Raw genomic sequence first — 23949 nt, 5'->3', positions numbered from 1 at the left:
ATTAAAAACTGTTTTGAATTAATAGGTAGGCACCTTTTACTGGTTTGGCTTTATCTAGTCGCAGTTTTATAATTCCCAATATTTGATGAAAACTAACACCACGCTTTGGACTTTATAACCAATTACCTATCAAAACAAACGGCGCCCAGTAAAATGGGTGCTTAAAAGCAGGTTGTTTGAGTAGCGCAATTTGAGCATTTCGTAATGCTTCTGCCTTAGTCATGTTTGGTTTGGCAAGTTGCTTGTAAAACTCAACCATAAATGCCGAAGTTGATGTATCATCTACTGACCATAAAGTTGCTACAGTACTACGGGCGCCAGAACGTACTGCAACACCCGCAAGTCCTAAAGCTGCGCGTTTATCACCATCAGCAGTCTGACAAGCACTTAATACTAATAGTTCAATTGCATTATTACTATCCGAAGCTCGGTTTTGTAGCAACTCTCCAAGCTGCTTTACATTAATGCGATTATCCCAAGTTAGTACAAAAGTGTCATCAGCATTCGAGCTAAATTGACCGTGGGTTGCGAGGTGAACAACTGGATAACGCGATGTATTAACTTGTTTCTCAATTGCTTGAGTAGTAAAAGTTTTGTTCAATAGTACTTGTGCGGAAATTTCGTTCTTGATTTGTTTAATTTCGCTCTCAACTCCTGGTAGGGGTACAAAACCTTGTCGTGATTCGCTGAGTCCACCTGCAAGTATTTTTAGCTGTTGTGATTCGAGACGACGAGGAGCAAATAGCTGTAAACCTGGAGTTAATGCCAAATTATATTTTTCTACAAGATATTCTTGCCCATCGTATAATATCGCCATTGGTAAGTTTTTCATGGCGCCGTCAAGAACAAACGCCAAAGTCTTGATATTATTACGTTGTAAGTCAGCTTCGGCAGGTGAAATTAGTAGGTTATATACGAGTTGCGCTATATTTAGTCGGTCTTTCTGACTTGAGGTTCGATGTAGCGAACGACGCATTCTATCAAATATTTTCTCAAGTTCTGCTTGTGGCATTACAGCAGCGTAGTGACGCAGTGGTTGATTTGGTATTGAAAGAACTACTTCCAAACGGTCTTTGAGAATAATTGGATATATTACTGCTGCACTTTTATCGATTTGATCGATTTGTTGCGGACGTGCGGTTAAACATGCTTCACGAAAATAGTTATCTAACTCAGCTAGCTGTAATGATTCGATAACTTCGCGTGCTTTTTTGAGATTTTCTTGGCTAACGTCCGCTTTGTTTGTTTTACTAGCTATAAGCTTCGGCTGTAGTAACAAACTTACTAACTCGCGATATACAGGTTCAACGGTTTCGCGAAACGAAAACTGAACATCTACATTACTTGATACCAAATCATTACGAATATTGCCAAGAGTTTTAACGGCTTCATTATAAGATGCAATGCTCCCTTGTATATTATCTTGCGCTTTGAGCAGGCGCCCTAATTGCCATTGCCAACGGTATGCAATATCAGGTGCATTACTAGAAAGCGCTAAATTCAAAGCTTTCTCTGTTAGCTTTTGCGCTTCACTCCATTGCTGTGTTTGTTCATAAAGTTCCCCCAAATAACCTAATGCATAAGATTGCGCTCTTTTATCACCAATATTTTCTGCATTGTGAGCAGCAGTCGCAAGAATCTGTGCTGTAGAGACGCGATTAATCGCGTCTCTACCCAATTTTTTGAGACTTTGTACAAAATTAACTTGTGCGTAAATAGAAGTTCGACTAGGAGAGTTAGATAACTTCTCAATTTGTGGTTGAATTTCTTTGGCAAGCGTTAATCCTTCATCTGTTTGTTCGGCTTCTACGAATAATTGTAATAAATTCAATTGCGCTTGTAGCTTAATATTAGGGTTAGACGCAGCAATGACTTGTTTATAGTATTCTTGTGCTGCATCAATATCTTGTTCTGCACGTGCATTATTTCCCAGACTGAGTAGCACCAAGCTGATATCGTCTTTTAAATTCAGCTTTCGAGCGAGTTCCAGAGTTTGCTGTAGTGTACTAGTAGCGGTTTTTCTGTCACCCATTAACCGTAATGTATCACCCAAGTTAAATAAGCTTGAGACTTTAAGCTGTGAGTCGGGTTCTTTTTGAAGATTTTGACTAACTTCTAAGAGAGTTTCTTTCGCACGTCGATACATTCCTAATGCTCGCATGGCTTGCGACTTGTTCAATAAGCTGCGTGCAGTAAGTGCTTTATCTCCTAACTTCTTGTATATTGCCGTCGCTGACTCCCATGTTGACAGTGCTTGTTCTGCTTGTCCTTGAGATAACTGTAAACTACCTTGAATACTCAAGGCGCCTGCTAAAATGTTTTGATTAGTACTTTTTTCCAGTAGCTTAAGGCTTTGGGATATGGCAGCATTAGCTTGTTGCCAGTCTCCGAATTGTTGATATGAAGACGCTAAATTAGTTAATATAACCGCTTGATTGATGGTATCACCTTGTGGTAATAGCTCGGAAGCTCGGCGCCATAATTCAATCGCATTCGCAAACTGCCCAGCTTGATAGCTTTTTTTCCCAGCTCGTACTAGTTCTGCGACTGAGGTAAAAGCTGTTTGCTGTCCTGAAGGTGCTGCTGCAAAACTAGCATTGGAAATAAAACCGCTATTACTTAGCATCACTGTTAAGATAGCGACAAACAACCCTAAGCTAAAGCGCAGAAAGATTTTCTGAATATTATTTGCTTTGGTAGACTTTACGTATTTATTCCGATTGAATTTTAACATCAGTAAATTTGACTATATTCTCATTAATCAAAGTATTCAATTATTCTTACTGTTATAGCTCTTGATATAGTCGAATGAGAATAGTTAAATTAATTTATTAAATTCAATTACATTTAATAAGAAGCATATTAACGCTAAAAATATTACGAACATCTGTCAATAGTAATTAACTGTAAATCTAACTAAGGCAAGGTTAATGTCATTTGGCAGGTTCTTATGATGTTGAGAGTGTAGAGCAAAAAACCCGTAATTATCAGGGTTTTTTAAGAAAGCAATCGGAGAATATTATGACAACATCTTACTTTGCAGCCAGTGATAAAGTTAAAAAAGCTATCGAAACTTTCCAAAACTTTGATGTAGACACTCAACTAGCATTGTTTTGGTTTGGCTATCTCGATTTAAAAGAAAATCTTACACCTGCAAATAGTCCATCTTCCCAAGCTACCGCAGAAGCAGTATTCAACAGAATTATTGCAATGTCTAAGGAAGAACAGCTACAAGCACAACGTGATATCGCAGGTCACGCAAATTCCGAAATTAGTCAACTGTACGGTGGTCTAGACCCAAGTGCCAAGCTTGACGTGTGGTTACGAATCTCGCAAGCTATGGAAGATGGTAGAGCTATTCCAGTTCCTGAAGACTATAAACTTCCAGAAAACACCAAAGAATTCACACAACAAGTTAAATCTCTCGAATTTGAAGAGCGTGTAGAATTCTCCCGTAACGTAGCATTCAGCATGGGCAGCTCTTCTGCTAATAATTAGATTGTTGTAAAGACGTGATGTAAATAATTTTTTTAGATTCCTGGCTTTTTCATGAGGCCGGGAATCTTGTTTTGTAGTTACAAATCTATCAATGGGTAGATGAAAATATGTAAACAGAGTAATAATTTTGATGGAGCCATTTAATGGCAAATCCTTGAAAACAAACTAGAGGGTTGCATCTTATGTTATTGAAAGAGTACATTGCTCATCGTTTAATTGGTACACCTTTAGAGCCAGTAGCGCGTAATTTACGTGATTTGACGCAATTCAAACAACGAATTCAGCATCCTGAACTTCATCAAATTTATCAAGAATCATCGCTAATTGACGCTGCATTACCAAAAATCATTAATGACTCATCAATGAATTGCATTGACATCGGCGCCCATTTAGGTTCGGTACTCAGTATAATAAAGCAACTTTCTCCACATGGAAAACATCTTGCTATCGAACCAATACCCTACAAATATAAATGGTTAAAGCAAAAATATCCAGATATAGAAGTTTTACAAGTAGCTGTAAGTGATACAGTCGGTGAAGTAGACTTTTACTTACAGCCTAAACGCTCTGGCTTTAGCGGTTTACGTTTACACGCTTCAGATGATGAACAAGTTGAAGTTTTCAAAGTCAACTGTGTAGAGCTAGATGATATTATCCCACCAGATAAAAAAATCGGCTTTATTAAAATTGATGTTGAAGGAGGTGAATTAGCAGTTCTGCGAGGTAGTGAATATATACTACAGAATTCTCGACCAAGTATTGTCTTCGAGTGTACTAATTCTGGATTAAGTGCCCACAATATTCAACCAGTTGATATGTACGAGTTTTTTGACGCACGCTCATATTCCATCTTTTTAGTAAAAGATTGGCTTTCAGGTAAAGAACCGCTTGTGTACGAAGAATTTTTGAAGTCAATGCAGTATCCTTTTCAAGCATTTAATTTTCTAGCTATACCTAAATAATTACTCTTCGTAATCAGTATCAATTTCAACATCAAGTGTATCCTCGTCAATTCGTACATACAAAATATTCGGACGACAGCAAACTTGGCAATCTTCTATATAAGATTGCTCAAACCCAGCACTTATATCAACAAAAGTGAGATTTTCTTCACCACAGTAAGCGCAGTAATACACAGCAGTTGTTTGCATTTTAGGATTTAGCAGAATTTACTACACAGAAGGATAATTATACACTTGGTTCAAGTTCTTTTGCTGGCGCCTCTACAAAACTCATCGCTTCCGCTAAATGCTTTAATAATGTAGATTGGGGTAGCGGTCCAAGTAAATGACTCCAAGGTAATACTTGCTCGTGTGACCAATTATCGTAAACGTAGTAATCTAAATCTGGAACTTGACCCTTCAACTCTTTAAAAGCACGCTTGTAACTTCCCAAAGAATCGCCAAAATCGCGCGTTAGCTCTAATAACTTAGACAGGCGCCTGTCTCCGCGCGATAATAAAGTTTGAATAATCGACCAGTTATAACTTTCAGGACGAAAATCGATACCCTTTGGCTTCAGATTTTTTTGTAAAAGCTGTAATCGTTTTTCTGCTTGCTTATTTACACCGAACCATTGGAAAGGTGTATGTGACTTTGGAACAAAAGTACTGCATCCAAAAGTTAACCTTAAACCAGGCGCCGCTTTTTTCAAATCAAGCATCATTTTGATAGTAGCATCTAAATCTTCGGCTTCTTCACCGGGAATTCCCACCATTCCATAAAGCTTTAATCCAGATAACCCACCAGTTTTGGCATTAATAGCGGCTTGGATTATATCATCTTGTTCGAGCTTTTTATTAATTATTTTGCGAACTTTTTCAGAACCGCTTTCAACGGCAATAGTTAGAGATTTGGTATCGCGCTTTGCCAAAGTTGCTGCTAACTCTTTTGTTACCGTATTTGTCCTCACTGATGCTATACTCAATCGCACATTATCATACTTAGGTTGGTTGATATAGTCGAGTAATGTGTTAAATTCAGGATGCTGTGTAACAGAGGCGCCTAATAGTCCTAATCTATTAGTAACTTTTAATCCACGTTCAATAGCTGGAATGAGTGAAGCTTCTAAACTCGCAGTTCTAAAAGGCAAAGTTAAATAACTTGCTAGACAGAAGCGACACATTTCGGGACAACTCCGCACCACTTCCACCATAAAAATACTTTCCCAAGCAGCTTTTGCAGTAACTACCGTCGATGCAGATAAAGTATTACCACGATAAGTTTGCTTTTGAACCGTCGCAGGAACATTTGAGGAAATAGGTTGTATAGATTTAATGGCGCCATCAGGGCTATGATACTCAACTTGATATAAACTAGGAACATAAATTCCCGGTACTTGTGCCAACGCTTTTAATTTAGTTTCTCTAGACTCACCTCTAACTTGTTTATAAGTATCAATAAAATCACCTAATAAATTTTCCCCGTCACCCAAGAGAACAACATCAAAAAAATCAGCAAAAGGTTCGGGGTTTGCCGTTAAAACAGGCCCACCTCCAAATACAATAGGATGATGGGTACTGCGCTCTCTTGCACGAATCGGAATATTTAAAGATTCGAGTAAACTGAGAATATTAACATAATCAAGTTCCCACGATATCGAAAAGCCTAAAATTTCCGGTTGTCGTGGTAGCTGTTCAGAAATATCAGTAAACAAACGACTCACCTGTAAATCGGTGCGCGTAGCTAAAGTTGCCCATACAATCTGATATCCTAAACTAGTAATTCCCACTGTGTACTCGTTAGGAAACGCGAAAATTACAGGAATGGCATCATTATCAGGAGTAACAGGGTCAAATAATAGGTGTTCGTCGGCAAATAAAGAAGATGTCATAGAAATTTTAGATTTGTAATTTTAAATTATACATTTATTTATATTTTATCTTAAGCACTAAGATAATGAGGTTGAAAAACAAAGTTATACCGTTAGCTAAGATAATGGGCAAAGCAGACAGATAAAGTCCATATATCAACCACAGTAAAATTCCAGCATTGAAAAAAATCAGCATTACAAACGAAACATCTTTAGCTGACTTCGTTTGCCATATTTTTAGAAGCTGCGGCAAAAACGAGAAAGTTGTCAGTGTCGCAGCTACTAGACCTAAACCCGTAATAAAATCCATGTTGGATAACCAGTATATATAAACACTGTCTCTTATGATACTGCGGTATTGGAGATTTATGTTATTTTGATTTATTTTTGGGTCTTCATCTTACAGGCTAAAAACTTAGGTAATATACATACTGAAGCAAGTAATTAGTTAAATCAATGCTTTTAATATTACCTATCATTGCCTTAACTTTTTTATACTGTATTTTTTATAACTTAAATAATCGTAATACTTCTTGGCGCCTGTCTATCATATCATCTGCTGTAATTTGGGGTTTAATAGTCATCGCTATTACAGAGTCGTTAAGTTGGTTTAATTTGATTAGATTTGAATCACTTTTTAGCACTTGGTTGGTGATTGATGTTGTGATAATAGTGTTTTATTTTCAAATAACAAGTCAAAATTCAAGGGTTATAAATCTTAAACAATCCAAGCTATCAACTCTATTATTAAGTGGTGTTGGATTCATTATAGTATCGACAGGTTTAATTGGCTTAGTGGCGCCACCAAATAATTGGAACTCAATGGACTACCACATACCACGTGTAGTACATTGGATACAAAACTCTAGTGTAGCGCATTATCCAGTAAGCTACACACCACAGCTATATCAAAACCCCTGGTTTGAATATGTAATCATGCACTTTCAAATTTTAAGTGGGGGAGACTACTTTGCTAACTCAGTACAGTGGTTAAGCATGATTGGGTGTTTGATAGGAGTATCATTAATAGCAAAGCAACTAGAAGCAAACTCATTAGGACAGACATTTGCCACGGTTGCAGCAGCGACAATACCAATGGGAATATTACAAGCATCGAGTACACAAAATGATTATGTTGAAGCATTTTGGTTAGTTTGCCTTGCTTGTTATAGTTTAATTATTATCGATAAAGGCAAAAAGACCACTTGGGATACATACCTTTTGTTTGGTTGTAGTTTAGGGTTGTGCATTTTAACCAAAGGAACAGCTTACTTTTATATTTTGCCGTTTTTAATTTGGGTAACGTTATCGCAAATCAAGTATCTACGCTTCTCAGTATGGAAACCTGCCTTATTTGTAGCAAGTTTTGCTTTAGTAATTAATATAAATCATTATTTACGTAACTACTTTGTTTTTAACTCCCCTTTGGGTGAACCTGGTAATTATATGAATGAGATTCTTGGTGTAAATGTGATAATTTCTAATATTTTAAGAAATCTAGCTTTACATATAAGTACACCTATTGGTTTCTCAGGAGAAGAAAACGGCGCCGGGAATTTGTTGCACTTATTATTAACCTTAACCTGTATTGTCATATTTATTTTTCGCAACCAGTTAAAACTCAAGTTTCCAAAACAAGCAGGTTCTTATATACTAACAGTTTGCACGACGTTTTGTATTTTCTGCTACCTAGTTAAATGGCAACCTTGGAACGCAAGATTACATTTACCATTTTTCGTCTTATTAACCCCATTTTTGGGCTTAATATTATCCAATCTTCCTAGAAAAGTAATTCATTCCATTGCTATTGTATTAATTTTATCAGCACTTCCTTGGGTATTTTTTAACCGCTACAAACCAGTTATAGGCAGCAACAATATTTTTCAAACTCCGCGCATTGAACAGTACTTTAAAAATAGACCCGAACTTCAACAACCTTATATACAAGCAGTTCAATATTTAAACTCAAATCAATGTTACAAAGTTGGTTTAATGATGGGTCAAGATACCTGGGAATATCCATTGTGGATAATAATGCAGCAATATCCAGAAAATGAATATACAATACGTCACGTCAACGTTTTTAATGCTTCATCAGTAAAAGAAGAATTACCAGAGAATAATTTTAAACCTTGTGGTCTGATTTATATGTATACTAAGCGTAGTAAGTTGCAAAAAGTTGAACAAATTAAATATAATAATGATACTTTTGTTCAAGGATGGGATTTGGCGCCTGTTTCTGTGCTAATGAGAAAGTAATGGCAACGGATGTAACGGATGTAATGGTAAGCTGTTACCTGATGCGCTTTACGTTCATGTTTCAGCACTGAGCGCGCTTGAAAAAATATTACAAGATTACGAGAGTTTAGCCAGAGGTGCCGTTCCTCAAGTTGTAGATGTCACCTTAGTAAAACTCTGCTTCCTCGAACCAAAAAATTCTTACTTGGCGCCAAGAGAAAAGCGCGTTCTAAGCCGTTAAAAACACCATTGCCAACAATGTACCCGTTGTCATTAATTGCCCAAGCATCTTGTATAACCCAACCACTCGACGGATTGATAAGACTTTGTAGGTCGGTTATAACACTGTCAGACCAAATAAAGCCACTAGTACCAATATTTGTAGTAGAAGTACCAACTACTTGACTTTTATTATTGATACCATAAGCACTGCTGAAACTATCACCGTTATTACTTATACCTAAAACACCCAAATCGCGAACACCACTGATTCTATCCCATAAAAAAGCACGAGTTTGATTATTTGTTAGAGAAAATTCACCAACTATTTGAGTTCTGTTATTGATAGCGTTGGGTAGCAAGTTACTACCTATTTGTTCGATTTGCCCATTACTAGTACGTAGATAATGAATCGCAGCACAGGAACGGCGCCCAACAAACCAATTTTACTATTATCTATTATCGAATTAATCAGCCGAGGAGAGATTAGAAAAAATCAAATACCCCTATCTGGTGAACTGGTCGCCACATTTATGAACGTTTGGCGCTACTTGGAACCGAACCGCAAGCCAGATATAGGTCAGCCATTTTTTTACCTACGAAGCGATGGGTTTTGGCATTTCCAACCAAACCCAGGATTTGAGTTAGCTATTACATCCAAAGCAAAACTAGTATCAGCAGGCGCCATCAAACAAGCAGTAGAATATGCGTACTTGGATGATGAGTTGTGGCAAATCTTACAAGACTCTCATAATAGAAGCGTGCTAACACAGGTATTGATAGATGAATGGTTCAGTATTAATGATGATTACTCAATTATTGTTATGGATGGTTTGAGAGAAGAGGCGCCGAACTGTAAACCAATGCGACAATTTGTAGGGGAACAGATTATATTACCAGCGCAACAGCAATATTACCCAAGGGTAGAAGCTTTGCGATGGCACAGGGAGAATATATTTAATGCTGCTTAAAGAAATATCTAAGTATATAATTAATATTATCAGCGCCGTTCGTTACTTTGTTGGCGCCGATTTAACTGCATCAAAATTAGCTGTTACACGCTTTCCCATTAATAAAAGTGTGATTGATATCAGTAAAAATACGTGATATCAATCACTGAAGTAAACAAAGCATTCAATTATTGTTACCGAAAGTAAAAATACTATTTAAGTACTGGAAAGTGGAATTAATGCTTAATCTCAAAATAATCGGCACTATGCTGCTTGCAATTTTAATACCTACCGCAGTAATTGCTGAGACTTCCACGTATGGAACGACACTTAAACCTCGCACTTGTCCATCAAGAACAGAACCGTCCAGGGGAGCGCTTAGTGTCGAACAAGCAAAGATGTATTTTATCTGCGATAACGAATGGCATAATGGAACTCCTGGTCAAGTTAGCCCTACTAGTTCTTTATGGCTTATCGACAATCTTAATCTTAAAGTTGCCCCACGCTCGCGTCCATTCAACACAAACGACTTTACATACACTCGTTATCAAGGGGGAAAAATTTTAGCCATCGACACAGAAAAACCTATATACGATATTAGAGGCAGCTACACCAGTTATGTTTGCTATGAAATTAATCGTCTTTATTCAGCTGGAAAAAACTGCTCCGTTACTTCTTTTCCTGACAGTAGCGGTATATGTTTCCGAGATACTTTTGACGAATGGCACTGTCTTATGAGGGGTAGTTCTAAAGAAATGCTCCACAAGATGCCGCCGCCTGTGAATAAGCAAACAGCACTACCTAAAGGCGCCTAAAATTGCCAATAATTTTATACATAAATTATAAACATTACGGATTAGACTTTGTAGAAGACTTAACCTTTGGTTCTGATGGTAATTTATACCTTTCAAGTTCTATTAGTACTCAACAAAGTAGAAATAAAGTTGCACGTTATAACGGTAAGACAGGTGCCAAGATAGATGACTTTGTGGTGCCTGGTAGCGGCGGAATATTTGGACTAATTAGGATTGATTTTGGTGTGGCACGTTCCGCGTAAGGAGCCTAGGAAGCAAGCTACTTTGTCCGCAGAATCTCAGACCAGAAGCGGCTGAGAGTGTCAAAAGTGAATGTTAGTGAATGTTAATTTAACAGAGCATCATATTCATTATGGGAACCAATCCAAAACCAGTAATAATCATCTGTTACACGCGCAGACCAAAGATTTTTCCCCACCTTTTTGAAATGCAGTGAGGGGTGCTGTTGGTTTTCTTGCCAAATGCGATAAGCTTTTTTCGCTCGCCAGAAATCAATCGTCGTTAAGGACTTCATCTAAATCTTTAATACGGTTTGCTACTATGTCCGCTTCTGCTTTAGCTATTAATTTATCTAACTTCCCTGACATAAAGTCTGCCTTTATTTGCTCATCCCACATATCATTTAAATATGCTTGAAGCCATGCAGCAAGTTGACGGGCATCATCTTCTGGCAAGTTTTTAATTGCAGCTTCGATTTCTGTTAGAGTGTTCATAATTATTTATACTTGGCTACATTACATTACATTACATTATATTATTTAATTTTGGGAACCCCACTAATTTCTAATTAGGGTTTAAACTTTCAACTTCTTGCACTGTTAACGAAAGAATCTGTGCGACTTGTTCGATGCTCATTCCTGTTTGTAGTAACTGGGGTACTGCATTTAATCGGTTCTTGCGTACTTAGCGTGCTAAATTAATATTATAATGCCAAGAAAGTAAAGCTCTAATTTCAAAATTGCGAAAATTTCTAAAACCAAATCCACTTCTTTTTATCAATTTTAATTTATTATTTATTCCTTCTACTACTCCATTAGTAGTTTTTCTTTCAAAATATCCTATTATCTCTCCAAACCATCGTTTAATTGTTTTAACACTTTTTTGGTAATAAGGTTCAGCTTTCTCTAACCAATCTAGAAGCTCTAAAGTTCCTTCTCCTAAATCTTCACTGTTATCAAAAATATCATGAAATTCCTCTTTCAATGAATGCATAATTCCTAATAAAGGTGACGCTTCCCTGATTTTATCTAATTTATCTTTTTGTTTATCCGTAAGTTTATCTTCAGCTTTTAAGAGCGTAAACTTGTTACCTTTTAAACTATCAAATACTTTTTCTCTTGACTCGACATTTAATTCTAAAGCTGTTTTCTTTTCGTCTATTCTAGCTTGATTTAGCTCTTGATGTATAACTTTGGTAATATGGAACCTATCTACCGTCACAACAGCGTTTGAGCAAACTTTATCGACTAAACTTTTATAATTTCCGGTCATATCCATACTGACTTCTTCTATTTTTTCTAAAACTTCTTCTCCCCACGTTTTCATAAAATTTTCTATTACAATTTGCAATATTACTTTTACTAACCCTATTAATTTCCCCGTATCTATATCTACAAGTACAACAATAAACTTTCCTTGACCTTTAACCAAACTAATTTCATCGATTCCCAACCTTCTTAAATTGCTTAAATCTATTGGCAGCAATTTTTGAGCTACGTCTTCAATCATTGAATTAACCTCTTCATCACTTAATCCATTATTTTCCGCAACATTACTTACATTACTACTAATAACTTGCTTAACAATATTTTCTGCGTATCGATGCGTAAAACTCTTTTTTGTTCCAACAAAATCAAGCTGCTCACTAAAAGTTTTTCGACATTTTTTACACTTAAATCTTCGTCTATTTAAATTTAGTATTACTTCTTTATCCCCCATTGGTAAATCTTTTACTAAATGGTTTTGATTCTGGTGTAGATGTCTTGACTTTGTACCGCAGTGCGGACATACTGCACTTTTTTCCTTTTTGCTTACTGATAAAATTAATACCAAACCCTCTTGTATACTGGATTCTACCGTTACGTCTGGTAAGTTTAAGAGTTGAGTAAGGACTCTTTTCATAATTAAATTTACTGAAATATTAATGTGTACGCTACTATTTTAGCACGTTAAGTACGCAAGAACCAGATTTTGCGCGTCAGACAGGACAATCACCTGAAATAATTGTAACTGAAGCGGTAAAGCTGTATTTAGAACACTCACAGTAGAAGAAATAACATTCCATTTGGAGGTAAAGAAACAAGCTTTAGCCCGAAAAATACCAAACCCATTCATCGGTCTGATGGATATAGATATTCTTTTACTACTATTGACTCCGAATTACTCCAAAAAATCGCCACCTAATTATACGGGGGATTTTTGTCCTTCTTCACATACCTTGGGGCGTTTTCTTTGTTATGGATATCAATTAATTAAAGGCAAAAACATCCACGGAAATATCAGCCTTTTTTCCAGCTTCTTTGATATCTTGTTCGCTAATGTTACGCTCTACTGCGCGCTTAAAAGCATGACGGCTAAATTCAAACTCTCCATACTCCAGTTGTTGACGAATTTCTTCAATTGACTTCATGCCAAAATATTATTTTTTTAGAATATTCTGCTGCTGTGTGTTATCAGCTTTATGGGCGGGCAGGGATGCCCGCTCCACAAGAAGATCAGTTAGATTTTACTTACAGTACTTTGCATTGACCATGATGTCTTAGTAAGTGGTCGCATAGTACTAGTGCTACCATTGCTTCGACCATTGGAACCGCGCGTGGTAATACGCAGGGGTCGTGTCTTCCTTTACCTGCTAATGTTGTTTCTTCGCCTTCGTTTGTAACGGTTTTTTGTTCTTTACGGATGGTGGCTGTGGGTTTAAATGCTACATTTATGATGATATTTTCACCGTTGGAAATGCCGCCTTGAATGCCACCAGAACGGTTGGTGACGGTGCGAGTGTTACCGTTTTCATCGATATAAAATTCGTCGTTATGTTCAAACCCTGTTAATAATGTTCCACCAAATCCTGAACCAATTTCAAATCCTTTGCTAGCAGGGAGTGACATTACACCTTTGGCAATATCCGCTTCGAGTTTATCAAATACAGGTTCGCCTAATCCTTTGGGTACGTTACGCGCGACGCATTCGACGACACCACCTATTGAGTTACCGTCGTTGCGAATTTTTTCGATTAAATCTATCATACGCTGTGCTGCTTCGGCATCGGGACAGCGGACTATGTTACTTTCTACTTGTTCGAGTGTAACGGCGCCTGGGTCAACAATACCTTCTAAATCTTTGATGCGTTTGACGTAACCAATAACTTCGACACCTGCAACTTGACGGAGAATTTTTTTAGCAATGGCGCCTGCTGCTACTCTACCAATAGTCTCGCGCGCGCTAGAACGTCCACCACCTTCCCAGTTACGAAACCCATATTTTGCATCATATGTTGCATCAGCATGAGATGGGCGATACTTCATCGACATCTCGTCATAGTCTTGGGCACGAGTATTTTTGTTGCGTACTAATATAGATATAGGGGTTCCCAGTGTTTTGCCTTCAAACACACCAGAGAGAATCTCACATGTATCATCTTCTTTGCGTGGTGTGACAATTTTACTTTGCCCAGGACGGCGCCTGTCGAGTTCAAACTGTATTTCTTCTGGGGTAATTTCCAACCTAGGTGGACACCCATCAATCACAACTCCCACTCCACCACCGTGAGACTCGCCAAACGTAGTAATGCGAAACAGATGTCCAAATGTGTTGCCCATAATAATCCAGTAAGCGCCAAGTTTTTATATTCTACAGTGAGTGAGCTATAGGTAGGATATCTAATTTTTTGGTGTTATTGAATTATACAGTGAAAACGCATAACATTAACAGCATATGTTGGCGCCTGAAATAAATTTCTATTCTTAGCCCCCCTTATTAAGGGGGGTTGAGGGGATTTAATTACTCGCAGTTTCATATTATTTAGTATTAGCTAATTTTAAGTTTTATGTTTTAAATTTTTCTTTGCTATTTTCCTGACATAATCATCAGATGTCCGTAATATTTCTTCTAATATATAAATACGAGTGTTGAGATTACTAGCTATAGATACTCTAATTTTTTGTCTTACAGAAGCATTGTTTTGAGTGTATCGTGTTATTTCAGGATATTTTTCAAAAGCTAGCTTTTCAAGCATCCCGATAGGTGTGTTTGGATGTTTTGCAATTCTCTCAATTATCGAGCTTTCATACTCAAATCCCATCATACTATCTTCATGTTTAATGAGATTTAAAGTTGCTCTTAGTAATTTTCGTATAACTGTTTTAGGAAGATTCTCTCTTTCTAGTAATGAATAATTTATTTCATGATTGGTTCCTGCTAGCTTTAAAAGAGTTTTAAATGATGTAGTAGGATGCTTTGCTACATTCTTACAAATTTTAACTTCTTTTGATTTGACTAAAGCATGGAGAGCAGTTGCTGGAGTTTTAGGATTTTCTGTAACACTAATGCAAACAAGTTCAGAAGAATCTAGTGCAAGACGTTCAAGAACTGGGATAGGTGTAGCAATATTTTTAGCAATGTAATTTTTAATACTTTCGTCTTCTGTTTTCTTGTTCTAATTGTAAGATAGTTTCTTGTGGGATGAGCATCCTTGCCCGTCCTATACTACAAAATAGTAGGGCGGGCAGGGATGCCCGCTCCACAAGATGTGTTATAAAGAGATTTTGCTGTTGTTTGATTTGCTGCTTTGATAAGGATGGTATTCAGTTAACTTTATGTTCCAGCGTCCTTTTATCCGATATGTTACACCACGCCAGTTAATGGTCGGCGCCCAATGTGAAGCTACCATTGCTATTGCGTTTATCCATTGAGTTAAGGGTAGTGCTATTAAAAGTTTAAATGCGGTCAGGGGTGAAGATTTTGGTAATATTTCACAGCGTTTACTAATTATACTTCGGATGCGTTTATCTATTAGCAAGATAAAAATGACTAAGAATATCATATAGCCAGCAAAATAACTTACGGCTGATATGAATGTGCTTAAATCTCTTGTTACTAATGCTACTACGCCAATTAGTAAAACTATATTTGGTATTAGTATTGTGAATACAGTATCAGCTACCACAGCAAACCAAAACGGGTGATATAGTCGTGATGAAAATAACTGGCGCCTTAACCAGTGTACTAAATTAGGTAGTTTACATTCTTCACGGTTTAACAACATTACTGAAGGGACAAACTTAATTTGCCAACCGTGTTTTTTCAATATGCTTCGCAGTGGTGTGTCGTCTGCATACGCGCGTTTCCAAATATCTATCAATCCTGTTTGATGAATGACTTCGGTTTTTATCGCTAGTGAACCACCCCAAGCTATTTGATATAAAACCATTTGAATAACTGCGGAGACGTTCCATATATATCTAACTAGCGAACCCCAGTATATACCATCGGGTAAATACCAGCGGTTTCCTGTTGTGGCGCCGACTTTTGGGCTATTTAAAGGACTAACTAAATCACGCAACCAGTTTGTATAAACCATTGCATCCGCATCAACCAACACTACAACTTGATATGAAGCATCTAGCTCAGAAACGGCTTGAACAATTGAACTACATTTAAGACTGCATGTAGAAAGGGGGTTTTTTAAAACGCTAAGAGAACAGTTGCTGGCGCCGAACTCTGTTATTACATTTATAGCGACATTCCACGCTGGGTCTGTAATGTTGTCAACAACTATCTTTAAATCGTATGCAGGATAATTTTGATGTAGAAGCGCGCGTAGAACATTTGATAAAAAAGGGTCTGCTCCCCGCAATGATAGTACAACAGCAGTTTTTGGTAATTTTTCGTGACTGTAAGTGCTATGGGTCGAGCGTAGGGATATGAAAAAGATACTGATACTAACGATTTGAAAAACAAGCCATCCAAGTAAAACCTGCGATAGTAGTACTAATAAATCTTTCATTTGCCATACCATTAAAATCGACTGCACTTGAAAGATTGATGTAGAGATGTAATTCACTTCAAGCACACATATATATGATTATCATTTGCGCGCTATATTTCTGTACCTTTACCAACAAATAACATATTTCAAGAATATTTTTAACTTTCTATTAATTTTATACCTCTACACAATTAAGCTAAAATGCTTACTATCTAAACAATTAACAAAGCATATACATATGCTAAAAGGAAGGTTAGAAGCATGAGCGCGATGGTGTGATAGCCATTATCATTACCATTATGGTACTGGAACTTAAAGTCCCACATGGTAATGACGTAACAGCATTGCGTCCTTTAATTCCAGTATTTTTAAACTACGTACTTAGTTTTATTTATATGTGTTACACATTACGTGAAAACACAAAAAGATTTCCAGTAGCTCCGCGTCCTATTCGCAGGTCATCATCTAAATAAGACGTTATCCATAGTGCCTCATTTCTGAGAAACTCCAAAACAGGAATTTTCAGTTCAGGAGTCCAAGATATATTAAAAGGATTTATAGCGCGCGTCGAAAATGCACTAAAGCTGACTTTTGCAGTTTTGGCATCACTTTCAGATTTCCAGTAACCTTCTGCTTCTATTTGCCATGTTCCCAGTAAAGGCAATGCAATTTCTGCGCTATTGATTGTAGAAATGTTCTCGTTCTCACTTATAACCAATGTTTGCCAAATACGATTAATTTTGATTTCGCGTTCAATAAAATCTGGAATTGAAGCAAAAGAGCGCGTTACAACTGTACCTCGCGATGCGTATATCAAATCCCAACTACCCGATAGTAAATTATGATGGTTCGGTGATAGTGGGTTGTCAGTCGGATTAACATCCTCTAAAGATTGTACAAGTGCATCAATTTGTCCGCTCAAAGCTGGAAACAACCTTTGCTTAAATTCCAACGCTTCGATGCGCTGTAATAATTCGCGTTTCGTACTCAACCGTTTTGTTATATCTCCTGACATATAAAACCTATATAATTTGTGTTAATCCTTCCTTTCTTCTTTGCAAACTAGCGCAGTTCGTTAATTAAACATCTTGTTGATCAAATAATCATTTGTCTTCAAAAGTAGTATTTTAAAATATCCTATAATTATTACAAAAACACACTTAAGTTTATGTATTTTTTTGATTACGCTTGCCTAAAATATAATGTATTGGCATAATATTATATTATAGAGTTAAATAAAAATATGAGTGACATAGAACGTCTTGAAAAACTTATTGAATCTAATGCTAAATCAATTCAAGCTTTGAACGAGCAATCTCATGAGCTAATTCAATCTAACGCTAAGTCCATTCAAGCTTTGACAGATTTGGCTAATACCATTATACCAAGGGTGGATGAAATGCAAAGACAAATAGTTAACATGCAACGTCAAATGATTGATAATCAGAGACGAATTGATAGTACCGTAGCAGATACTAGGGATTTATCAGCAGATATTAGAGAACTGACACTAGAAAATCAACGTATTCTAAAATACTTAGAATCTCTTAATAAATAATTATAATAGAAAACCGGGTTTATTGTTCGGTTGATTATCCGTTCCGGTAGGTAGAGACGTTACATGTAACGTCTCTACACACACGTAACATTTATACTAAAACGATTATCGGCGCCTCTTGTTACATCCCACGCAGCATCTTAAAAAATTTATTCAAACCATTTCCGGAACCGTTGCCAGAGTTATTGAAGTACCTGTATTATATAAATACAACCCTTGGATTCAAAAAAGGTACAAACGTATGTAGTCCCTCGTCTCAATCAAAATGTTTAACAACGGCGAATTATGGCAAGCTAACCGCAATTGGTAGGTTGTAAAATCGTTTCGATTTGCTATGAAATAACTTGATTGTAGATGCTAAGGTGACAAAAGCATATGGAACAAATCTATAAATATCCGCGTACCCATCATATACAGGGTTCGCGGTTGCAGCCTGGGGATGAAGACCTAGATAGCATTCCTTTTGATGCTATTAAAAATAAATATGTGGTCGTCGAAGAAAAAGTTGACGGCGCCAATGCAGCGATTAGTTTTAGCCCAACTGGTGAAATTAAATTGCAAAGTCGGGGTCATTACCTAACTGGTGGCGCCCGTGAAAAGCACTTCAACTTGTTCAAACAGTGGGCAAACACCCATGCAGTAGCTTTCTATTCAGTACTGGGAAGTCGCTATATTCTCTATGGAGAGTGGTTATATGCCAAGCACACGGTATTTTACGACGCCTTACCCCATTACTTTCTCGAATATGATGTGCTGGACTTAGAAAACCAAGTGTTTCTAAGTACTGCAACTCGTCAAGAGCTATTAGCCTCGTTGCCATTGGTATCTGTACCGATATTATTTACAGGCAAACTTGAATCATATAAACAATTAATTCAATTACTAGGAAAATCACACTACCAAACACCTGAGCATTTAAAACGCTTTGAACAAATTTGTCTGGAAAAAGGGCTTGATGTTGAACGTTCGTTAAAACAAACTGACCGAAGCGATGTTATGGAAGGTTTGTATATCAAGGTTGAACCTGATAATACGGTTGAATCTCGTTATAAATACGTGCGCTCTAGCTTTTTAACTACTATCCAACAATCTGATGGACATTGGTTAAATCGCCCAATTATACCCAATATGTTGTGTGCGGATGTGGATTTGTTTGCGGCGCCGTGATGTCTGTACATGCAAGATTTTCTTGTGGGATGGGCATCCTTGCCCGTCCCTAGTACAAAACAGGTAGTTTTCCTAAATATTCAACATTTTAAATATGAGACGGTTTGGGATGCCCGTTCCACAAGAACAAAATAAATAATTCAGGTCAAAAATATGTATTTTCCTTATTGTCCTGATGAAACAACAAACTGGTCTGTAAATTGGGCTGCGCTCGAATCGAAATTTGATTGGTTACGCGCGCTTGCTGATTGTCCTCAAGACCCACGTTATCATGCTGAGGGTAATGTACTTATACATACTAAACTTGTATGTGAGGCATTAGTTGCATTACCACAATGGCGCCAGTTACCACTACATTCACGCTCAATATTATTTGCTGCGGCATTACTTCATGATGTTGCAAAACCTGCTGCCACTCAAATTGATGAAATTTCGGGCGCCATTTCCTCGAAAGGTCACGTACTACAAGGTGCATTCCGGGCACAGCAAATACTTTGGGATATGAACGTACCCTTCAAAGAACGCGAAGCTATAGTTGCCTTAGTTAAATATGGCAGTTTACCTTTGTGGTTTTGGGATAAACCAAATCCCGAACGGTCGGTAATTAAAACGAGTCAAATCGTCAGGTGCGACATGTTAGCACTACTAGCAGAAGCAGATGTACGTGGACGTTACTGTAATGACCAAGCGCAGTTACTAGAACGTATAGAGTTTTTCCGTGAATACGCTATTGAAAATAAGTGCTTCGACCAACCCCGACAATTTGCTAATTCCCATAGTCGGTTTGTTTACTTCCAAAAAGAGCAAGGCAACCCAGACTATGAAGCTTATGATGATACCCGCATGGAAGTTGTCATAATGTCAGGACTGCCAGCTTCAGGTAAAGATACTTGGATACAAGAAAATCTTCCCTCCTTTCCAGTAATCTCCCTCGATAAACTGCGTCAAACTATGAATATTGACCCAGACGAAAACCAAGGAGAAGTAGCAAACGCAGCAAAAATATTAGCCAAACAGTACCTGCGAAACGGAGAATCATTTGTTTGGAATGCAACAAACCTCAGTAGTCAATTACGCGGAATCTTAATTCGCCAATTTGCCAGCTATCAAGCCAAAATACGCATCGTCTATTTAGAGGCGCCCTGGCATACATTATTAGAAAGAAACAAAAAACGCACAGCCAAAGTACCAGAAAAAGTTCTGTACAAAATGAGAAACCGCCTAGAAGTACCCAACATCACCGAAGCGCATACCGTAACCATCTCGTAATACTCCTTCATAAAATTATGTCAGAACCAGAAAAACAAAAAATGGCGCCCATCAACGAAATATATAACCGCATCATTTGGGACGAACGCCTTAATCGCAGCGCATTCATCGCATATTACACAGAACGCATATCCGGCGGAATACGAGAAAAACCATTAGCCCAATGGTCAACAGACGGAGACATTCCCATGCACCGCATCCGTTACATTCGCTGTGGAGATATTACCGTCTGGGACAGAGAAAAGCACATAGACTTGATATCAACAGGACAATTACCTCCCGTTGCATGGAAAAGTAATGCTACACAAACAGAAATAGATATTGAGGCGCCAATATTTAACATTAGACCTGTTTATAAATATGATACCCAAGAATGGAAAAATAATGACTTATCACAAAATATAAAAACAAACACCCTTACAGTAGCAACATTCAACATACTCTTTAACCTGTACGAAACCGAGAAAATTCAAACTGAAAAACGATTACCAGCGATTTTTCAGCAATTGCGTCAATGCGAAGCAGATATTATTGCCATTCAAGAAGCAACACCACAATTCGTTGAATCCTTACTATCACAAAACTGGACACATCATTATTTTATTTCCGAATCAAACATCGGAGATACAGTAAAACCCTACGGGAACTTATTATTATCACGCTTTCCGTTTACATTAGTAGAACATAAATTCTTTGGCGCCAAACATGTACTAGTAGGGACATGGCAAATCAACGATAAATTATTACATCTAGCAGTAGTACATTTAACTAGTAGCCGTGCAGAAAATGCTGTAGAAAAACGCGCACAGCAGCTTTCAGTATTACTTGCATACCTACAAAATCAATCTGGAGACAGCTTAATTGTGGGTGACTTTAATATGCGAGGTAACGAACAAGAAGAAATTTTAACAAACGCTGGTTTTACAGACGTTTGGCACAAACTACATCCTTATGAAGCAGGTTACACTTTTGACCCAGACCGTAATTCTTTAGCTGCATTATTAAGTCTTTCTGGTAAACCTGGAAGATTAGACAGAATTTTACTACGAGGTAATTACATTCCACAATCAATAGACCTATTTGCTTGCACACCAATAAATGCGACAAAAGGACTTTATCCATCCGACCATTTTGGAGTGCGTGCAGTCTTTCACTTTTCCCCAAATCTAACTACAGTTAGTCCAATTTATCAAAGTGCTATCGTCATAATTCCACCAGATGACGTTTTACCTGCTATTCAGGAAATACGCCAAAAATATGATGCCAGATTTGAGCGATGGATGCCACATATTACTCTTATATATGGCTTTTTACCAGAATCTTATTTTGAACAAGCTGTAAAAATAATTTCACCTGAACTATCAAAACTAGAACCATTCACAATTACCCTAACCGAGTATGGCACATTTACCCATCGTAAAAACTGTACCGCTTGGTTACGTCCTGTTGTTGAACAGACGCGACATGTCGCGTCTCTACATGAATTGCAAACCGTTTTACAAAATCTATTTCCACAATGCGATGAACAAAGCAAAAAATCTGGCACTGGTTTTACACCGCATCTGAGTGTCGGACAATTTCCTAACCTAGAAGCAGTATATTCAACGTTGCCTCAATGGCGCCCAATTAGTTTTACAGTAAATTCAGTAGCATTAATTAGTCGTCAAGGAGATAAAGCGTTTGAAATTAAGCACATTATACCTTTGGGAGGAAAAAACGAATTACAAAAAATAATAAACCAATTGCAACCCGAACTTACCCAAACACAACAAATACAGCGTCAAACCATAATAGACATTATTAAACAAGCATGTGCAGAATGTTTGGGTACTACACCAACCATACATTTACTAGGTTCTGCACGTTTAGGTGTCCAAACTCCCCAAAGCGATATAGATATAGTTTGCGTAATTCCTAGTTATATAGTTGGGGAAGCATTTCTTCATAACGTACAGCAACACCTGCAAGAATTATGCGAATCTTCTCAAGTCGTGCTTGACGCGCGTGTTCCTGTATTACGCTTAAAAATTGAGACAATCTCTATAGATTTATTGTACGCGCGTTATGAAAGCACAGCATCAGCGATTGAACATAGAATAGACGCAGCAAGTCTCAAAGCTATTATCGGTTGCTGGGAAGCTGATTTAATTACAGATACTGTCTCTAAATATGTATCATTTGATTTATTCAAAACATTATTAAGAGCAGTCAGAGCTTGGGCAAAATCACGCTGTATCTACGGAAATGCTTGGGGTTTTCTCGGTGGTTTTTCGTGGGTTATACTAGCAGCTTGGAGTTGCACTTATTACAATCAAGCTTCCCAAAGTGTTGAATTACTATTTGCTCACTTCTTCCAAATATTAAATCAGCACGACTGGAAACAACCTATTTCCCTTACAGAAGCAGGGCGCCAATATGAAGTACAATTACCTCGTGACTGGCTGCCAATAATTACATCTATAGAACCCTGCCAAAATACCGCGCGTAACATCACCCGTTCCACATCCCAAATACTACGCTCAGAAATTCAAAGAGGCGCCGAACTTACCAATGCTGATAAAATCAATTGGTCATCATTATTTGAACCAGTTAATCTACAGCAAGAATACAACACCTTTCTAGAAATCACACTTACAAACTCAAACCCACAAGAATTAGAAAAACACTGCGGTATGCTAGAAGGTTGTATTGTTGGGTTAATCATTCAACTCGAACAACTCGACATTTTTGTTCGACCCAACACCAAACTTGATAAAATAAAAAATGGCGCCTGTCTAACACTCTTCTTACACCTTTCCCCAAACTATGATATCAAAACAATAGAGCAACTAGCTTTAGACTTTATATCCCAAAGAAACCGGGTTTCTTCCACACTGAACATAACAATCATCACTAGCACAAACAGAAACCCGGTTTCTCACTCTCACACGAATCAACTCAAGTAGCTAATTTATAAAGTTGAAAAAAGGAGACAATAAAATGTTAGATTTCAATCGAATAGAAAATTGGCAAAGTGAAGAAATGGGAGAAGTTAGAGTTAAAGTTAAGCTAACTAACGTAATTGATGAGGAACTAGTAAGTCGTGGACTACTTAACCCCAACCAGTTACGCTACTACGAAACAGAAGCATTGATAGATACAGGTGCAGTACGTACTGTTATTTCAATGCAAATAGCACAACAACTCGGTTTGCGAATTCGTGGTCAGCAACAAGCAAAGTATGCAGACGGAAGACAAGAAATGATTGGATTAGGTGGACCGATTCTAATCGAAATAGAAGGACGAGAAACAGCAGAACTTGTATTAGTTACTGGAGATGATGTATTAATCGGTCAAACTGTATTAGAAGAATTGGATTTACTTGTGGATTGTAAAAATCATCGTTTAATTCCAAATCCTAAAAATCCTGATGCTCCTGTTTTTCGCATATAAAACGAT

General features: G+C 37.4%; 27 protein-coding genes. 14 read left to right on the top strand and 13 right to left on the bottom strand.

Features of this window, described 5'->3' with window-relative positions:
• Positions 1–112: 112 nt before the first annotated feature.
• Positions 113–2734, bottom strand: coding sequence for a CHAT domain-containing protein (locus DSM106972_RS09445; protein WP_127080472.1), 2622 nt, complete (start codon positions 2732–2734; stop codon positions 113–115).
• 287 nt (positions 2735–3021) lie between these two features.
• Here DSM106972_RS09445 and DSM106972_RS09440 point away from each other — a divergent pair, with 287 nt between their 5' ends.
• Complete coding sequence (locus tag DSM106972_RS09440) at positions 3022–3498, top strand: orange carotenoid protein N-terminal domain-containing protein (RefSeq protein WP_127080471.1); 477 nt, start codon at positions 3022–3024, stop codon at positions 3496–3498.
• A 182-nt stretch (positions 3499–3680) separates the two neighbouring features.
• On the top strand, positions 3681–4460 hold the full coding sequence (locus DSM106972_RS09435) for an FkbM family methyltransferase (protein ID WP_127080470.1): 780 nt from the start codon (positions 3681–3683) through the stop codon (positions 4458–4460).
• On the opposite strand, the gene DSM106972_RS09430 is transcribed toward DSM106972_RS09435, so the two are convergent.
• The 3 genes from DSM106972_RS09430 to DSM106972_RS09420 are packed head-to-tail and all read right to left on the bottom strand — an operon-like array spanning position 4461 to position 6619.
• The gene (locus tag DSM106972_RS09430; protein ID WP_073620405.1) at positions 4461–4649 is read right to left on the bottom strand and encodes a CPXCG motif-containing cysteine-rich protein; all 189 of its coding nucleotides are present in this window, start codon (positions 4647–4649) and stop codon (positions 4461–4463) included.
• Positions 4650–4686: 37 nt separating this feature from the next.
• Positions 4687–6330 (bottom strand): B12-binding domain-containing radical SAM protein, encoded by a 1644-nt coding sequence (locus tag DSM106972_RS09425; RefSeq protein WP_127080469.1) that lies wholly within the window; start codon positions 6328–6330, stop codon positions 4687–4689.
• A gap of 34 nt (positions 6331–6364) precedes the next feature.
• Complete coding sequence (locus tag DSM106972_RS09420; protein ID WP_127080468.1) at positions 6365–6619, bottom strand: SWEET family sugar transporter; 255 nt, start codon at positions 6617–6619, stop codon at positions 6365–6367.
• 146 nt (positions 6620–6765) lie between these two features.
• Here DSM106972_RS09420 and DSM106972_RS09415 point away from each other — a divergent pair, with 146 nt between their 5' ends.
• A complete protein-coding gene (locus DSM106972_RS09415) occupies positions 6766–8568 on the top strand; it encodes an ArnT family glycosyltransferase (RefSeq protein ID WP_127080467.1) in 1803 nt (600 codons plus the stop codon).
• Positions 8569–8708: 140 nt separating this feature from the next.
• Here DSM106972_RS09415 and DSM106972_RS09410 read toward each other — a convergent pair whose 3' ends face one another.
• Positions 8709–9128, bottom strand: a complete 420-nt coding sequence (locus DSM106972_RS09410; protein WP_127080466.1) for a hypothetical protein — start codon at positions 9126–9128, stop codon at positions 8709–8711.
• A gap of 45 nt (positions 9129–9173) precedes the next feature.
• Here DSM106972_RS09410 and DSM106972_RS09405 point away from each other — a divergent pair, with 45 nt between their 5' ends.
• The 4 genes from DSM106972_RS09405 (at position 9174) to DSM106972_RS09395 (ending at position 10773) form a co-directional block, all read left to right on the top strand.
• Positions 9174–9737, top strand: coding sequence for a phosphorothioated DNA-binding restriction endonuclease family protein (locus DSM106972_RS09405; RefSeq protein ID WP_127080465.1), 564 nt, complete (start codon positions 9174–9176; stop codon positions 9735–9737).
• The gene (locus DSM106972_RS51305) at positions 9727–9873 is read left to right on the top strand and encodes a hypothetical protein (protein WP_158632796.1); all 147 of its coding nucleotides are present in this window, start codon (positions 9727–9729) and stop codon (positions 9871–9873) included. Before DSM106972_RS09405 ends, DSM106972_RS51305 begins: the two co-directional genes overlap by 11 nt.
• An 82-nt stretch (positions 9874–9955) precedes the next feature.
• Positions 9956–10531 carry a hypothetical protein gene (locus DSM106972_RS09400; RefSeq protein WP_127080464.1) on the top strand — a complete coding sequence of 192 codons (576 nt, stop codon included), beginning with the start codon at positions 9956–9958 and terminating at the stop codon, positions 10529–10531.
• A gap of 2 nt (positions 10532–10533) precedes the next feature.
• Entirely contained in the window at positions 10534–10773 is a 240-nt protein-coding gene (locus DSM106972_RS09395) for a hypothetical protein (protein ID WP_127080463.1), read from the top strand.
• 83 nt (positions 10774–10856) lie between these two features.
• Here the strand turns inward: DSM106972_RS09395 and DSM106972_RS53285 are convergent, their stop codons facing one another.
• The 6 genes from DSM106972_RS53285 to DSM106972_RS09360 all read right to left on the bottom strand — a co-directional run bounded on the left by DSM106972_RS53285 (position 10857) and on the right by DSM106972_RS09360 (position 14834).
• On the bottom strand, positions 10857–11045 hold the full coding sequence (locus DSM106972_RS53285; RefSeq protein ID WP_127080462.1) for a hypothetical protein: 189 nt from the start codon (positions 11043–11045) through the stop codon (positions 10857–10859).
• The gene (locus tag DSM106972_RS09385) at positions 11023–11244 is read right to left on the bottom strand and encodes a hypothetical protein (protein ID WP_127080461.1); all 222 of its coding nucleotides are present in this window, start codon (positions 11242–11244) and stop codon (positions 11023–11025) included. The genes DSM106972_RS53285 and DSM106972_RS09385 overlap by 23 nt, the downstream gene beginning before the upstream one ends.
• A gap of 190 nt (positions 11245–11434) precedes the next feature.
• Positions 11435–12652: an ISL3 family transposase gene (locus DSM106972_RS09375; protein WP_127080460.1), complete on the bottom strand. Its 1218-nt coding sequence runs from the start codon at positions 12650–12652 to the stop codon at positions 11435–11437.
• A gap of 346 nt (positions 12653–12998) precedes the next feature.
• A complete protein-coding gene (locus DSM106972_RS09370; RefSeq protein ID WP_186538865.1) occupies positions 12999–13160 on the bottom strand; it encodes a DUF4258 domain-containing protein in 162 nt (53 codons plus the stop codon).
• Between the two features lie 100 nt (positions 13161–13260).
• Positions 13261–14349, bottom strand: a complete 1089-nt coding sequence (gene aroC, locus DSM106972_RS09365; RefSeq protein WP_127080459.1) for a chorismate synthase — start codon at positions 14347–14349, stop codon at positions 13261–13263.
• A 218-nt stretch (positions 14350–14567) separates the two neighbouring features.
• Positions 14568–14834 (bottom strand): hypothetical protein, encoded by a 267-nt coding sequence (locus DSM106972_RS09360; RefSeq protein WP_127080458.1) that lies wholly within the window; start codon positions 14832–14834, stop codon positions 14568–14570.
• A gap of 103 nt (positions 14835–14937) precedes the next feature.
• Between DSM106972_RS09360 and DSM106972_RS51015 the strand changes: the two genes are divergently transcribed.
• The gene (locus DSM106972_RS51015; RefSeq protein ID WP_145837734.1) at positions 14938–15153 is read left to right on the top strand and encodes a hypothetical protein; all 216 of its coding nucleotides are present in this window, start codon (positions 14938–14940) and stop codon (positions 15151–15153) included.
• Between the two features lie 128 nt (positions 15154–15281).
• On the opposite strand, the gene DSM106972_RS09355 is transcribed toward DSM106972_RS51015, so the two are convergent.
• Entirely contained in the window at positions 15282–16535 is a 1254-nt protein-coding gene (locus DSM106972_RS09355; RefSeq protein WP_127080801.1) for a glycosyltransferase family 2 protein, read from the bottom strand.
• A gap of 281 nt (positions 16536–16816) precedes the next feature.
• On the opposite strand from DSM106972_RS09355, the gene DSM106972_RS09350 reads away from it, so the two are divergent.
• Entirely contained in the window at positions 16817–16990 is a 174-nt protein-coding gene (locus DSM106972_RS09350; RefSeq protein WP_222596625.1) for a TMEM175 family protein, read from the top strand.
• On the opposite strand, the gene DSM106972_RS09345 is transcribed toward DSM106972_RS09350, so the two are convergent.
• Entirely contained in the window at positions 16918–17532 is a 615-nt protein-coding gene (locus tag DSM106972_RS09345) for a PAP/fibrillin family protein (protein WP_127080456.1), read from the bottom strand. The genes DSM106972_RS09350 and DSM106972_RS09345 overlap by 73 nt on opposite strands.
• A gap of 228 nt (positions 17533–17760) precedes the next feature.
• Between DSM106972_RS09345 and DSM106972_RS09340 the strand changes: the two genes are divergently transcribed.
• From DSM106972_RS09340 to DSM106972_RS09320, 5 genes are all read left to right on the top strand, one after another.
• Complete coding sequence (locus DSM106972_RS09340; RefSeq protein WP_224176766.1) at positions 17761–18075, top strand: hypothetical protein; 315 nt, start codon at positions 17761–17763, stop codon at positions 18073–18075.
• 375 nt (positions 18076–18450) lie between these two features.
• Positions 18451–19242, top strand: a complete 792-nt coding sequence (locus DSM106972_RS09335; protein WP_127080455.1) for an RNA ligase family protein — start codon at positions 18451–18453, stop codon at positions 19240–19242.
• Positions 19243–19395: 153 nt separating this feature from the next.
• Positions 19396–20511: an AAA family ATPase gene (locus DSM106972_RS09330; RefSeq protein WP_127080454.1), complete on the top strand. Its 1116-nt coding sequence runs from the start codon at positions 19396–19398 to the stop codon at positions 20509–20511.
• Between the two features lie 17 nt (positions 20512–20528).
• Positions 20529–23456, top strand: coding sequence for a poly(A) polymerase (locus DSM106972_RS09325; protein ID WP_127080453.1), 2928 nt, complete (start codon positions 20529–20531; stop codon positions 23454–23456).
• A gap of 34 nt (positions 23457–23490) precedes the next feature.
• A complete protein-coding gene (locus tag DSM106972_RS09320) occupies positions 23491–23943 on the top strand; it encodes a retroviral-like aspartic protease family protein (protein ID WP_127080452.1) in 453 nt (150 codons plus the stop codon).
• The last annotated feature ends 6 nt before the right edge of the window (positions 23944–23949 follow it).

It is taken from the genome of Dulcicalothrix desertica PCC 7102 (assembly GCF_003991905.1).
Taxonomy (GTDB): Bacteria; Cyanobacteriota; Cyanobacteriia; order Cyanobacteriales; family Nostocaceae; genus Dulcicalothrix; species Dulcicalothrix desertica.
Note: the sequence above shows the minus strand (reverse complement) of the source record. Positions and strands in the feature narration are given on the sequence as shown.